We start from the raw sequence: 14,648 nt of genomic DNA, 5'->3' as shown, positions 1-14,648 counted from the left end.
AATTAAACTTTAAAAGGATTCGGTATTCTTGATAGTTTACGTTTAAATTCTTTGAAGCCTATTAAAAAAGGCAATGATGGATGAATTTTGGTGGCAGACAGGTATATAAAGAAATGATCCTTAATATTGAATCTTCCAGCTGTGTATACAGTTATAATTTTATCGGCTATTGCCTTTATGTGTTTTGATCCAAGATTTATTTTATAGTATTTTTTTATAAAAGCTATAACATTAATTGTTTCGAAACTGGTTTCTATGCTATTTATACTTTTTGCAGATACTGAGCTTTCTATCCTTCTAAAATAATTTTGACTTGAATAAACTAAATCTATCGAATAGTTTTCTAAAATTAATGCCCAAAATAACCAGTCACCACATGCTTTATATTTTATTATATTTTTATCTATAGTTTCCTTATTTTGTATATAAGCTGCTTTCCTGAACAATGCAGCACTTGCATTATATATGAAATTTCCGTCAAGCATATAATTTATAATAAAATTTGAAGATTCCATATCGGCAACACTAGATAATTTGTGCTTTGGATTGGCAATTTTCTCATTATTGTCATCTATCCAAATAGATTCAGCAAACACACAGCCAATTTTATCCGATGCATTAAGCTTCCTTACTGTGTACTTTAAGAAATTTTTACACGCAAAGTCATCACTTTCTGCTATCCAAATGTAGTCGCCTTTGCAAAGGGAAAGCCCTTTAATCCACTGCTTAAATGTGTTACCACTATTTTTTTCATTATATAATAAAAAGGATATTTTTTTATGAGTTGTATACTTTTCCAAGATTGCTACACTAAAATCTGTAGAGCAGTCATCTAAAATTATAATTTCAAAATCTTGAAAAGTTTGATTTAAGACAGATTCAATCCTCGTTTTAAGATATTTTTCATGATTATAATTTGGTATAATTACAGAAACTAAAGGGCTACTCATTAATATCTTCTAAGTTTAAGCCCTCTAACTACGACAGTAACATAATATTTAAATAATCTTCTGAATTCAATTAATCTTTGTATTAATGATTTATTCTGTGCAAAATCGACGATTTTATCCAACTGTTTCATAATAAATTCTTCATTAACAAATTCATTTACTTCATCATTCTTGAAGATCGGTTCCTTAAGCATAGAAAGATAAGCTGCATCGTTATTATCAAGATATTCTATATAATCTATTACTTCAGTAAAACTTTTATAGTTATGGCAATTAATGAATCTTTTTGGGTTGAAATCTCTTGTTACTAAATCAGAACCCCAATAAATTGGAATACAGTTAGAAATGAAGGGTTCGTAAATTTTTTCGGTGACGTAGCCAGGATGCGATGAGTTTTCAAAAGCAATAACAAATTTGAAATCTTTAATGAAATTTATTTTATCAATTAATTCAAAGCCTGTATTATTGTATAGTTTGCCAGCAGAATCTACATGCCTTCTTTTAGAAAGTTCTTGATAAAATTCGTTTCTTGATTGACCATCTGGATTAGAAACGATAAAGCAACAGAATTTTTTTTTTTGATTTAATATTTCTTCAAAATTCAATTCTCTTTTAACTAATGTATCAGAATCTTTATAGAGCGCATAAAGTGGTAACCGATAATTTCTTTCAGTTATTGGATAATCAAAGCTGAAAGCAAAATCACAATCTTTAAAATCAGGACGTAAATTTTCTCCAGTGAAAAGTATTTTAGTGCAATTATATTTTTGATGATTTGTGCTATATACAGAATAGAATAATATTTCTGGTTTATCACTTAATTCGATCTCGTATTTGAGAGCTAATCTTTTATAAAAGAAGGATTTTTCCGGTATAAAGTCTGGCCAAAAATCAGTGAATTTAATCCTAATATGGGTTTTTCTTTCTGAACTCATTTTTACTAAAAAGCCAATTTTTTATCTTTCTAAATGGATTAATAATGAAATTACCCAATCTGTAATCCAAAGAAAATTGATACATATTTTTATATATTTGACTGAGTTGTATTTGACTTATTGGGTCAATAAAGTGAGATTTGTAAATGTCAATGTTCTTTGAGAAAATTTGCCAGTTAACATTTCTATGAAGTTCAGATTTAATAGTGTTTCTGGAGTTCTCACGAATTCTGTAGAAGAAATATTCTTTCTCTAATTTAATAACTTTTGATTCTTCGTCTAAAAATCGAATCCAAAATTCCCAATCTTCTAATCCATTGTGCATATCATTATCATAACCGCTTGTATTATAAAAGTCAGTTTTTTTAAACATTGCACTACAGAAAATCATATTACCTAGCAACAAATCTTTGTAATTATATTTATTCAGATTTAAACTTTCATTCTCTAAGCCAAATTTTTTGCCATTGCAGTAAACTAATTTTAGGTTTGGATTATTTTCAAATGTGATAATAGCTTCCTCTAAATAGTTTTCGTGAATAACATCATCTGCATCAAGTGGCAAAATATAAGAGCCAGTAGATTTTTTTATCCCATTATTTCTTGCAACCGATACACCTTGATTAGATTGAGTATAATAAATAAATCTATCATCTTTATTACTCCACTCTAAAGCAATGTGCTCACTCCGGTCTATAGAGCCATCATTTACAATAATGCATTCCCAGTGTTTATAGCTTTGATTTAATACTGATGTTAAAGTTTCTGCTAAAAATTCCTCATGGTTGAAACAAGGGACTATTATTGATATTTTTTTGTCAAAATAGTTCACTCGAAATTTATTCTATATATTAAATAAAAAACTGGGTATATCATAAATTACATCTAATAGATTAGTAGCTCTTTTATTTTTTAATGCTGCTATCAAATATATTTTAATGCCTCTTAATTTATCTAATAAAGAAATTGATTTTCGTGCCCTGACCAGACGGTTCCAATTTCTATATTGGTGAAATAATTTATCATCGATATAAGAACTAAATCCATAAGGATTGTAAGTTGCAACAATTTCTGATACGTATTTAGATTTGATTCTCCTATTTTTCATCCATCTTATATTGTGTTGCCAATCTGCTGCTGCTACATATACTTCCTTAAACTTCCCAATTTTTTTAAAAACCTCGTTCTTGTAGAATATAGATTGATGACAAATATTTTTTGAAAGTAAAATATCAATATTATATAGTTCACCCACAATTTGTGATTGGACGCAAACATTACCATAAAGTATATCAATGATTTCAGAATCGAACTTCAATATTTCCTCAAGAACTTTTTCACAATACAATTCATCATCACTTCCAAGGAAATATAACCACTTTCCTTTTGCTATTTCAATACCTTTATTCATTGCATCATAAATTCCTCTGTCAGGTTCTGATATAATTTTAATTCGCTCATCATTATAACTTCTTGCAATATCTAAAGTGTCGTCATTTGATATACCATCGATTATTAAGATCTCAAAATCGGTAATAGATTGATTAATAATGCTATCGATACAGGATTTTAATTTTTTTGATGAATTGTAAGTGGGTATTATGATAGATAAAAGCAATTTTGGGAGCGTTTTAATTTTGATTATTTAACTTACAGGTAAGCCTCATTGCACTTTCTATCGCTTTGTCCATATTGTAATATTCCCATTCTGCGAATCGGCCAACTAAATGAATATTATTTTTTAATAACACTTCTTTCATATTTTCAACTTCATTGTAAGTTGTTGAATCGTGAATGATATAAGAACTCTCTTCATAATTATAGTCCAAGGGTTTTAGATCTCCGGGTAAAGATTTTATGTCTTTACACATCTGCTCGTAGCTCACCTTCCCAGAAAATTCTACAACACAAGTTAACCTGTCACTACCGCGATTATTCGTTTCACTAAAATTACCGGTATAAATTATCCGGTGTGCCTTTGTAAAATCTTCTGGTATATAAAGCCAAGATATATCAGTTCGGTTAGTTTCACAGAATAGATTAGATGTTCCATTTGCCTGAAGCTTCTTAATGTATTGGACATTAATACCGTTAGTTTCTAATAGGCTAAAAATTTTATTCGGTAATTTTCTAATATCTCCACAAAAGACAATACAATCAAAACTTTCTTCCTCAATAATTACATTGTCTTTATTAAATTTTACATCATCTATATTTTTATTGTAACGAATGTTAAGCTCAGATTTTAATCTGTCAACGATAAATTGAGAACCGTCTATTTTAGGATAGTAGAAAGTGGTATGTACCATACTTTGATCTGACTCTCTTAAAATGTTTTTTGTTAAAATATCTGCAATTTTAGGCATTGGAAGTTTTCCATCAAGCCATTTCATTGGCACGTTTTTTAAGTCCACATTCCATAATTTAGTATTATATGGAAAGAAGTGAGCATCACATAGGGTTTTTCCAAAAGATCCTAAAAGAAAGTCCTTGAAATTATCGAATTCAAAAGGTGAACGGAAAGGAAGTTTATCAATTTCTAATAATTCTAAAATAATTTTAGAGGTAACATCTTTATTTAGAGAATATACATGATTTTCTATTGGATAGCCAATAATGTCGCCTTGGTAAAGAATCTTCGCATTTCTAGTTGCTTTAACGAATTCTTTTTCTTTATCAAAGAACGACCAAAACCAATTATGTACTGATTCATTTTTAGAATTAAAAATATGACCACCAACTTTATGAAAAAGGCAATCATTCACTCGTTTGCATTTTATTAATCCTCCGGCTTCGTCAGCTTTCTCAAAAATTACTACTTCATTATTTGTATTTAGCATCTTCGCAATGCTTAAACCCGAAATTCCTGCTCCTATAACAGCTATCTTCATCCTATAATATCAAATTGTCCAGAAATATTCTTCACAAAGTTGTATGCATTCATTGCGTTTTATATTACCTTTCGAAAACCAATCAATATAGCTTCTAAGTTCCTCAGATGGTAATTGGGCAATATCTTTAATATATAATACCTCCTGTGCCTCCCAAAGTATTAAATTAATTGTTATCATTCCAAAAAATGATTCTTCCCAAGTAGAATAATCCAGCGATTGTTTAATATTTGTAATTTTAGTATTCATTGAAGACGTCCCAGGTGATGTATGTGTCATGGCTTCAATAATATCTAATGTTTGTTTTTTATATATTTCTTTAGCTTTTTTATGATTTTTATGAACTTTATTTTTTAGCGACCACTCTCTTATTATTAAAATTGTAAAACGATCCATAAGCATACCTATTGAATTCAACCCCTGCCAGTTATTTGAATTACCTGGAGTGCCTATTTTTTTTTCTGTTCTGAAATTATGAATTTTTAATATTTCGTCTTCTTGAATTTTATCTATTGCAGGTTTTAAAATGTTAAGAGCATAATTAATAGGCAACGGCTCAAGAGCAATTGGTAAAGAGTTCAGTAAATTAAATGAATAGTTATATAATTTTAAGAAGTAGTTTTTTTTATTCATATAAAATTTAAAATTTCTTCGTGAACTGATTCTGTTTGATTTTCATAAAGTTCTATCTCTAATAATTTATCATCATCCAAACACAAACCCATTAATGATAAGCTCGTACTATCAATCAATTTACCTGACCTCCATTGTACATGTGGATAAATAATGACTTTTTTTGTTTCACATGTTGAAATTAAATCACAAAATCCACTACGCAAAGAAACAATTCCATGAAAATTATTGCAAATGCTGATGGCATCTTCTATTGGAAAATCAATACTTTCATAGCTCTCTAAATTTTCCGTTCGAAGAAAGATAGGAATGTAACCAGTTCTCTTAATGAGTTCTGCTAACCTAATCCAAAATTTCATGTCTAATGTTGATACAGAATTAGCTTGTGGGCATAGTAAAACTTTGTTCTTGTGAGTAGCTATATTTAATACTTTAATAGGAAGTAATCTGTTGTCGGGTTTTGTATTTAGATCAATATTTAATAAGATTTTATAGATATCTAATAAAGTTATTTTCTTATATCCAATCAGCTGACTGATTTGATCGTTGAGGTCTATCGGGTGTAAAATGATTGGTACACCCTTAATCTGCCTACCAAATTCTTTAATCAAACCATAAGGTAGCTTGTTGTCATAATAACTTAAGTTTTTCTTGAAAAAGAAATTTGGTATGTTGACTTGATTTTTTTTTTCGAAAATCAGAATAAAATCACCGTTGATTTGAGCAAATTTTTTTAATAGTGTACAAACTAAATAGGCATCACCTAAACCATATTTCAATATGAAATACCATTTGTCTTTGTCATATTTTTTTAGGTACTTTCTCCATGTCAAATACCTATTAAGTTTTTTTATTGCTCTAAAAATTAATTGATTACTCATGCTATTCTTTTGTGATGCTCCAGTTAAGTGGATAATAAATTAAACCAGGGCGAAGATCTTTTAATTCCTCAATGCTTCCTAAAACTTCAAAATCAATGACTGCCTGAAAGTATTCAATAGTTGATAAATCAGTATCGTTTGTGCCAACATTTACATAATATTGGCCTGGTCTTAAATTTTCTGGTACTGGTATCTTTAAATGGTAAATGCCTTTGGTGTAGTGTTGTGATGCTACATCATAATCATGTGAGCAAAAAATTGATATGTCCTCCTTTGTTAAAATTTCAAATCCAATAGTTTTAAACATTATATTATCTTTTATATCAAGTTTTATATTCAGATAATTATTTTTCTTTGTGAAAAGCTTATTTGCAATAATAGAATTATTTGTAATCCATACTTGCTTTATTAAAGCAATGTCATTAGTTGATTGTTGAGATATCCAAATAGATGAATCTTTAATATTGTGTTTAAGATATTTTTGAATCACTGCTGACGTATTAGTATAATCACTTATATAACCATTTGTTAAAAGAATGGATTTTGTGCATAGCTCCTTCACACTCCCCATATTATGGCTCACAAAAAGCACCGTTCTCCCTTCACCCTTACTCACCTCGCCCATTTTACCTAGACATTTTTTCTGAAACTCTGCATCACCAACCGCCAAAACCTCATCAACGATTAAAATTTCACTTTCCAAGTGTGCAGCAACAGCGAAAGCCAGGCGTACATACATGCCAGAGCTGTAACGTTTCACCGGTGTATCTAAATAACGTTCAATCCCTGCAAAATCTACAATTTCTTCTAGTTTGCGTTGGATTTCTTTTTTGCGCATGCCAAGAATAGCGCCATTAAGGAAAATATTCTCCCGGCCTGATAGTTCTGGATGAAAACCTGTACCAACCTCCAGTAAACTCGCAATTCTACCTCTACCCGAAATTTTCCCAGAAGTTGGGGCAGTAACTTTACTTAATATTTTTAACAGTGTACTTTTGCCAGCACCATTTCTGCCAATAATCCCAACAGCATCGCCCTGCTCAATTTCAAAATTGATATCCTTTAAACTCCAAACAATATCACTATCACCTTTGGTGCTGCGGTCATTAGCTTCTCCAATCCGTAAAAAAGGATCTTCTTTTCCTCGTACTTTGGCATACCATCGCTCCAAATCACGGCTAATAGTACCTGTACCAATTTGGCCGAGTTGATAAGCTTTTGAGAGGTTTTCGACTCTTATGGAAATTTTTTTAGACAAACTTGCAGACTTAGTGATTTGAGAACTTATTTTTTAATTTTAGAAATGGTCTTTCGAAAAAGTAGTAGGATAGAAAACCAAATCCAAACACTAGAATTAAATTAAAAGGAAAATAAAAGTACTGCTCTAATATTGGATAATTTCCTTTAGGTATAATGAATAGTTGTTGCCAGATGTAGATACTATAAGAAATAACACCAATTTTTTTTAGGAATTTGCTATTTAATATGGCAAAAATGAAATGTGATTTTCTGATAATCGAAAACAAAATCAAGTAGGCTATACAAAAATCAGTAAAAATATCGCCAAATGGGACTGAATAAATTCCATAAATACCTCTTGCAGATATATAATAATTCACATATATCCATATAATACAAACTATGAAGATGCCATATTTGAAATTTTTTTGTTTGATAAGTTTATTTGAGATGCGAGAATTAAAGCATGATAGACTTATTAAAACACCAGTAAATATTGAGCTTGCCGGAACAAAAAATGGGGCTAAAATATAATTCGAAATCTCTTGATTTAAATGTTGGACAACCTTAATAAAAGGTATGATTAGGATTATTATTAAACAAATCTTGAAACTGTTGCGCAAAAATTTAAAAACAAAAGGCCAGATTAGGTAAAATTGTTCTTCTACAGCTAAACTCCACGTATGCCCAGTAAGCCAAGTCGCAGAAAAAAAGCTAAAGTTATTAATGTAGAGCAATGGTCCTAGAAAATTTGATTGTATTAAATTAAGTTTAAGAATTTGATTAATAACAAAAACTGAAATAAGATAGAGGTATAAAACAGGCACTATTCTTAATGCTCTGCGAATAAAGAATTTTTTTAGATTTAAATGGCCAAACTTTATTTTTTCTTTAATTAATAGCGTAGTAATTAAGAAACCACTTAAAACAAAAAATATTTTTACACCTAAAATCCCAATAGCTGTAAATTTTAATATCGTATGAATTAGTGTTCCTTTCTCCAAAGTAAGCATAAAATGTGCTTGAATAACCATTATTATGGCCACAGCTCTCCAACCGTCTAATGAAGGTATGTACTTTACGTCCAAAAAATCTGGAGTTATAAATGGAGAATTTAGTTGCTTTGTTATTGCTTTAAACTTACTCATCAATTAATAGACTTTTGAAAGATTTTCTACTTTGATAGCTATTGACATTCTTTAAATAAAGTTGAGGTTAAGACTGAGGCCTAGTTTAAGACTTTAAGCTTTTAATTAGTTTATTAAGTTCAAAATGGATTTTTTCATTCATTGCTATTAATTCAATTGCTTTTTCAACATCAAAGTAGCCAACGTTTCGCCCATAAATAAGTTGATTTTTGATTCTAGAAGCGAACCTTTTGACATTATGCAAAATCGCTTTTTATCTAGATTAGTTTCTCTTCCAAAACCTTCTGCTAAATTATCAGAGATAGAAACGGATGATCTTCTAATTTGTGATGTCAGCGCATAATCCTCTTGCTTTGGTAAATCAATAGTTAAATTGAATACTGAAACTGCTTATTCCATTGCTAATTTCCATACTGGCATTTCTGTGAAATTATAATACATGGTCTAGTATTCAATTTCACATTCAGTAGATCGAGATATAATAAGCAATATAAACAAAATGGAAATTATTTTTTAAGCGCCATAAAACCCTCAACCTTAGTCTCAACCTCGTCCTCACCTAAACCGTATCCACAAAAGTCCGCTCCACTTTATTAAAAATCACTATCCCAAACACAAGCAGTCCCATAGTAACCCCAATAGCATAGCCCAGGCTTCCCCAGCTGAAACTGCCTTCACCCAAAAAGCCATAGCGGAAGGTTTCCAGAATTGGCGTCATAGGGTTATATTCAATTATCCAGGCATACTCAGGATATTTAGTTAAAGCTGTTGATAATGGGTAGATTACGGTTGTTGTATACATGAGCAATTGTACGCCGAAGCCCACCAAAAAAGCTAAATCACGATACTTTGTGGTCATAGCCGAGATAATCATGCCTGCGCCTAAGCCAAGTAAAGCCATTAAAACAACGATTAATGGAAAAAGTAAAATGGTTGAAGTAATATGGAAGGATGCTCCGTTCAAATAATAATAGCTCATCATTAGCAGAAACAATATCATTTGCACACCAAAACGAACCAGATTACTTACTACAATACTTAAAGGCATAATTAGCCTCGGGAAATAAACTTTTCCAAAAATGCCGGCATTATCTCTGAATACGGTAGATGTTTTTGTTAAACAATCAGAAAAGTAGTTCCAGGCAGTTATGCCTGCCATATAAAAAAGTGGTTTTGGTAAACCATCGGTCGAAATTCCTGCAAGGTTTCCAAATATAAAGGTGAAAATAATGGTGGTAAATAAAGGCTGTATGAAAAACCACAGCGGCCCTAATATGGTTTGCTTGTAAAAGGAAACAAAATCCCTTCTTACCAAGAGAGCTAATAAATCTCGATAAGCCCAAACCTCATTTAACTTTAAATCAAATAAGGAAGCTTTTGATTCAATAGTCCAATTATGTTCCTCTTTATGTTGCATTAATTCATTATTCGTTGCGTATTTCCCGTTTCTAGCCGAATGTAATTAATTTTCTATCTCCTATTATCTGTTGCGGTTTATTGGTTGCCAGGTTTTGTTAACCAAATAGCTCCGGCTCTTCAAGTCTAACCTTACAGTCTATTTTTTGTATTCAATAGCTCCATCTCTTCAAGGAGAGGGCGGGGGGGGTGAGGTTATTTGTAGTTTCAACTTCTGTCTCCATCCAGCTAAGCCTTATCACCTCTCCTACGTTCCGCTTTTAAACCCGAACTGTCTAGGTTTTGATAGCTCCCTCTAATTATTCGATTCATATCTAGCCTCACAATCTATTTTTTGGTTTTAATAGCTCCCTCTCTTCAAGAAGAGGGCGGGGGGTTAGGTTTTTGTAGTATCACCTTCTTTCTCCAACCGGCTAAGCCCTATCACCTCAACTAGATTCCCGCTTTTAAAACGGCATGGTCTAGATTGCAATAGCTCCGGCTCTTCAAGGAGAGGGCGGAGGATGAGGTTTTATGTTCAAGCTTACTTCGCAGGTCTTTTGTTATCAAAAGAAATAAGCCTATCCAGGCAAGACAATGAACCTATTTTTTGAACTATTAACCAATTCAACAATTAACCAGTCTATCACTTATCCGTATCTTATATCCTTCAAAACCAAAAGCCTTTAAACACTTCTCTTGTAAATCTATTTTGTTGTAAATCAAATCTATTTCGTCCAGTATTGCCGCTTTTAGTGCAGGTTTATCAGTTGGATTTACCGACTGACCCAAAGAACCATTTAATATTGCGTCCTTACTGCCATCTTGATTTCCGGTAACAGAACGTCTTCCGCAAGCTGCGGCTTCAATGAAGCTTATCCCAAAACCTTCGGCCTTACTTGGCATTACAAAAACATCGGCCAATAAATAATGATCTATCAGTTCCTCATCATTAATAAATCCAATTAATTTAACCCTATTCTGGAGCTTATGCTGTATAATTAATGCATTAACCCTTTGTTCTTCTCTAGCATCAGCTTTGCCACCCAAAATGTAATAGAAGTTTTCAGGGAGTTCGGCTAAAACTTCAATAACTTTATCGTAACCCTTGTATTGCTCAGACGATGATAATCTGTTTAACGAAAACAATACTTTAGAATCTACTTCAAGATTATATCGCTTAAGCAAAGATTGTGGTTTATCAAGTGAGATCGGTGTTGCAAAGAAAGGATCCAAGCAATTATGTATAACCTTAATGTTTTTTGTTGATGCCTGATGGATTTCTTTCAGCTTCTCGGCAGTGTAGTTACTTACTGCGATCACTTCAACTTGCTTTTGGATGAAACTAGTTTTCCATTTGCTCAGCTTACCCCAGATTTCAATACCATGCGCAAATAAAACAATTCTTTTCCCAGGACTAATTTTTTTTATCAGCCAGCCAAAAGGCAAGAGGTTAATATGACTCAGAACGATAACATCAGCATTTTTTCCATTCATTATCACTTCAAAAGCAAATCTTAACTTACTCGCACGAAACCCTTTGAATTTGTTGAAATCAATATATCTATCGTCAGGCTGAGCATCATAAATACTTAATACCTGATAATTTTCAATGCTACCCTCAGCAAATAAATCCTTCAAAACTTTGGCAAAACTCCTGCAAACTTTTTCAATACCCCCGGTTAAACCGAAAATATATAATGTAAGAAAGAGGACTTTTTTATGAGTTGTCAAACGGTAATTTTAATTTATATGCGCCTTCACTTCAACGAGAGTCCGGGGTATGTCATTAACTTAAGGGGATTTTTATCTGCGTTTGTCATCCTGAGCTTGTCGAAGGACAAATATTTTTTGTTTTAGATTTTAAGAAAGCCCTTCGACAGCCTCAGACTGACAATGGCTTTTCTCATGTTAATAACATTAGAGGGCGGCGGGTGAGGTGTAACACACTTAGTCAACTACCTGATATAAAGCCATCATCTTACTCCAATGCAGTTTCCCTTTCTTAAAATCCTCAAAAAAAGCATTAACTTTTTTATTTCCTAGACCGGAAAATTTGCTCAAAAACTGTTCATTCGTTGACAGCCAATTTTCGAAAGGAAATGTGAAACCCATTTTATGGCGATTCCATATCTTTTCGGGTAATACATTTCTAAAAGCATCAACCAATAATCCCTTTGGTTTATTCGTTTCGTAAACTAAATCACTTTTAATCTCTTTCACAATTTGAACCAAATCCTTGTCTAAAAAGGGAACACGCACTTCAACACCGTGTTGCATGCTCATAGCATCTGTATCCTTTAAAAGTTGGTTTTGCATATAGAGGTTATACTCCAGCCAACTTGCTTTTTGTTTAGCGGTTAAGCTCGATTTCATAATTCCAATATTGGCAGTTTTCAATACCACATCAACCTCATCAACTGATAAATTCAATATGGATGCAATTTCCTGGGGATTAAAAAAGCCTCGTAAAAAGAGATACTTACCGCAGGTATTTTTATAGCTTAAATAGTACGCTCTTTTTAAGATTTGACTATTGAATCTTAAACCTTGTTTAAGGATGAATCGAGGTAGTTTGCTTAGTTTTTCAACTAAATCCATTCTTTTAAACGAAGGATAACCACCAAATAATTCATCAGCACCGATGCCAGACAGCACAGCCTTTAATCCATTTTGCTTAGCAAAATAAGAGATAAACCACGAGTTAATGCCATCTGTTGTAGGTTGGTCAAAGGCAGCCATTGCATGTGAGAAATACTTTTCAAAACACGTCTTGTTTATATTATACTCCTTATGATTGCTATTAATTAGTTTACTAATTAAATCCTGAAAAGCTTTTTCAGAATATTCAGTTTCATCAAAATTGATAGAAAGGGTATGTAAATTTGATGGATTTTTAATCATCTGACCTGCAAGAATACTGATGATACTGCTGTCGATTCCGCCGCTTAAAAAAGTGCCTATTGCTGCGTCAGCATAAAGGTGCTGTTTCACTGAATGTTGCAAACCTTTTTTTACCTTTTCCAGAGCTTCAGTATAATTAATAATCCTATTTTCTTCTGCCACATGTGAATAACTACGGATTTCAAAACTATTTGTTGCATGCCACCAAGCCATATAATTAGCTTTTGGTAGCATTTGTATTTCAGTATAAGTAGTGTATGGCTCGGGAATATGCCCAAAAGCCAGGAAATAGATTTTCCAGTCTTTGTTATTAGTGTATTTATAATCCGTTTGTTTAATGGCTTTAACCTCAGAAGCAAAAACTAGATTTTGGTTTATGGTGCTGTAATATAAGGGTTTAATTCCTGAAGAATCTCGAACCAAATAGGTTACGTTTTGAATGGTATCGAAAATTGAAAAGGCAAACATGCCTTTAAGCTTATCAAAACTTTTAATTCCCCATTCTGCATAAGCTGCAAGGATAACTTCTGTATCACTGTTGCTGTTGAATTCATAACTGAGGTTTAACAATTCGGCTTTTAGTTCCCGATAATTATAAATCTCACCATTAAAACTTAATACCAATCGATTTTCGTTATAAAACATAGGTTGATGCCCGGCTGCACTAAGGTCGATCAACGCTAGCCGTCTATGGCCGAAAGCAATTCCATGCTGCGCTTCAATGTAAAAACCTTCATCATCAGGTCCGCCGTGAGCCATCGCATCGCACATTGCTTTTACATTTGCAACTAATTGAGCTTCTGTTTTAGTTTTATCTATAATCCCGGCAATACGGCACATATCGATTGGTTTTCAGTTCCGGCTCTTCAAGGAGAGGCCGGGGGTGAGGTTTCTCAACTAATTTAAGGAGAGGGCGGGGAATGAGTTAAAATCACTAGTTCAATCACGTTGGTAGACACAGCTTCGCCCTTTCAGTCACATTTTGTTTTTAAAAATGTGCCGATTATTATAGCTCCGGCTCTTCAAGGAGAGGGAGGGGACTGAGGTCTTTACAACCGCTCTACAAAAGCCATTGATGTGTTTATTTCAATCGCTACACCCATATTTTCTAAACGTAAAATTAGGCGTTGTTTATTGTGTATGGAAACAGTTTCTGCAAGCATACCTTTAAATGGTCCTGCTTTCATGCTCACCTTTTCACCTGGTTTAATATTGTACTCCAAAACTTCTAATTCAGCATCAGTAGCCAATAATAATTTCAAATCCTCTATTTGTTTATCCGGCATGGAAGCAATCTTTCCTGAAAAATAAAGAAACCGGGAAACACCATTAGTCATTAAAACCTCTGCATGCTCTTTGGCAGAAATATACACAAAGAGGTACGATTTTATCAAGGGTTCTTCAACAATTTTTTTACGATCGCTCCATTGTTTAATTGTCTTTTTTAGAGGAAGATAACAGGTAATGCTTTTTTTTTGGAGCTCATCATAAGCTTTTTTTTCAGCCCGCGAACGCGTATAAACAGGATACCAGTTGTAATTATTATCCATCTAATTCACAATTTTCAATTTAGTACCCGCTCTTCAAGGAGAGGTCGGGGGGTGAGGTTATTTAGCACCTCGATATTTTTATCTTTTTGTTATCAAAAGATATCCGTTCTGCTTCGGCGAGC

General features: G+C 32.5%; 14 protein-coding genes. All 14 read right to left on the bottom strand.

Going from position 1 to position 14,648, the window contains the following annotated elements:
- Positions 1-2: 2 nt before the first annotated feature.
- The 14 genes from LUA90_RS03930 to LUA90_RS03865 all read right to left on the bottom strand — a co-directional run bounded on the left by LUA90_RS03930 (position 3) and on the right by LUA90_RS03865 (position 14,526).
- Complete coding sequence (locus tag LUA90_RS03930; RefSeq protein ID WP_231490263.1) at positions 3-950, bottom strand: glycosyltransferase family 2 protein; 948 nt, start codon at positions 948-950, stop codon at positions 3-5.
- The gene (locus LUA90_RS03925; protein WP_231490262.1) at positions 950-1,885 is read right to left on the bottom strand and encodes a glycosyltransferase family 10 domain-containing protein; all 936 of its coding nucleotides are present in this window, start codon (positions 1,883-1,885) and stop codon (positions 950-952) included. The genes LUA90_RS03930 and LUA90_RS03925 overlap by 1 nt, the downstream gene beginning before the upstream one ends.
- Positions 1,857-2,717, bottom strand: coding sequence for a glycosyltransferase family A protein (locus LUA90_RS03920; RefSeq protein ID WP_231490260.1), 861 nt, complete (start codon positions 2,715-2,717; stop codon positions 1,857-1,859). Before LUA90_RS03920 ends, LUA90_RS03925 begins: the two co-directional genes overlap by 29 nt.
- Positions 2,718-2,729: 12 nt before the next feature.
- Positions 2,730-3,503 carry a glycosyltransferase family 2 protein gene (locus LUA90_RS03915; RefSeq protein ID WP_231490258.1) on the bottom strand — a complete coding sequence of 258 codons (774 nt, stop codon included), beginning with the start codon at positions 3,501-3,503 and terminating at the stop codon, positions 2,730-2,732.
- A 13-nt stretch (positions 3,504-3,516) separates the two neighbouring features.
- Positions 3,517-4,776: an NAD(P)-binding protein gene (locus LUA90_RS03910; RefSeq protein ID WP_231490256.1), complete on the bottom strand. Its 1,260-nt coding sequence runs from the start codon at positions 4,774-4,776 to the stop codon at positions 3,517-3,519.
- 9 nt (positions 4,777-4,785) lie between these two features.
- A complete protein-coding gene (locus LUA90_RS03905; RefSeq protein WP_231490255.1) occupies positions 4,786-5,409 on the bottom strand; it encodes a hypothetical protein in 624 nt (207 codons plus the stop codon).
- Positions 5,406-6,290 (bottom strand): hypothetical protein, encoded by an 885-nt coding sequence (locus tag LUA90_RS03900; RefSeq protein ID WP_231490254.1) that lies wholly within the window; start codon positions 6,288-6,290, stop codon positions 5,406-5,408. Before LUA90_RS03900 ends, LUA90_RS03905 begins: the two co-directional genes overlap by 4 nt.
- A gap of 1 nt (position 6,291) precedes the next feature.
- Positions 6,292-7,548 (bottom strand): ABC transporter ATP-binding protein, encoded by a 1,257-nt coding sequence (locus tag LUA90_RS03895; RefSeq protein ID WP_231490252.1) that lies wholly within the window; start codon positions 7,546-7,548, stop codon positions 6,292-6,294.
- A gap of 10 nt (positions 7,549-7,558) precedes the next feature.
- Complete coding sequence (locus LUA90_RS03890; RefSeq protein WP_231490250.1) at positions 7,559-8,677, bottom strand: acyltransferase; 1,119 nt, start codon at positions 8,675-8,677, stop codon at positions 7,559-7,561.
- 147 nt (positions 8,678-8,824) lie between these two features.
- On the bottom strand, positions 8,825-9,013 hold the full coding sequence (locus tag LUA90_RS03885) for a four helix bundle protein (RefSeq protein WP_304622670.1): 189 nt from the start codon (positions 9,011-9,013) through the stop codon (positions 8,825-8,827).
- A gap of 223 nt (positions 9,014-9,236) precedes the next feature.
- The gene (locus LUA90_RS03880) at positions 9,237-10,094 is read right to left on the bottom strand and encodes an ABC transporter permease (RefSeq protein WP_231490248.1); all 858 of its coding nucleotides are present in this window, start codon (positions 10,092-10,094) and stop codon (positions 9,237-9,239) included.
- 605 nt (positions 10,095-10,699) lie between these two features.
- The gene (locus tag LUA90_RS03875; protein ID WP_231490247.1) at positions 10,700-11,806 is read right to left on the bottom strand and encodes a glycosyltransferase family 4 protein; all 1,107 of its coding nucleotides are present in this window, start codon (positions 11,804-11,806) and stop codon (positions 10,700-10,702) included.
- Positions 11,807-12,022: 216 nt separating this feature from the next.
- Positions 12,023-13,816, bottom strand: a complete 1,794-nt coding sequence (asnB, locus tag LUA90_RS03870) for an asparagine synthase (glutamine-hydrolyzing) (RefSeq protein WP_231490245.1) — start codon at positions 13,814-13,816, stop codon at positions 12,023-12,025.
- Positions 13,817-14,025: 209 nt separating this feature from the next.
- Positions 14,026-14,526 carry a UpxY family transcription antiterminator gene (locus LUA90_RS03865; protein ID WP_231490243.1) on the bottom strand — a complete coding sequence of 167 codons (501 nt, stop codon included), beginning with the start codon at positions 14,524-14,526 and terminating at the stop codon, positions 14,026-14,028.
- Between the last annotated feature and the right edge of the window lie 122 nt (positions 14,527-14,648).

The sequence above is a fragment of the Pedobacter sp. Leaf170 genome (genome assembly GCF_920984665.1).
GTDB lineage: Bacteria > Bacteroidota > Bacteroidia > Sphingobacteriales > Sphingobacteriaceae > Pedobacter.
This window is presented reverse-complemented; position numbering and strand designations above follow the sequence as displayed.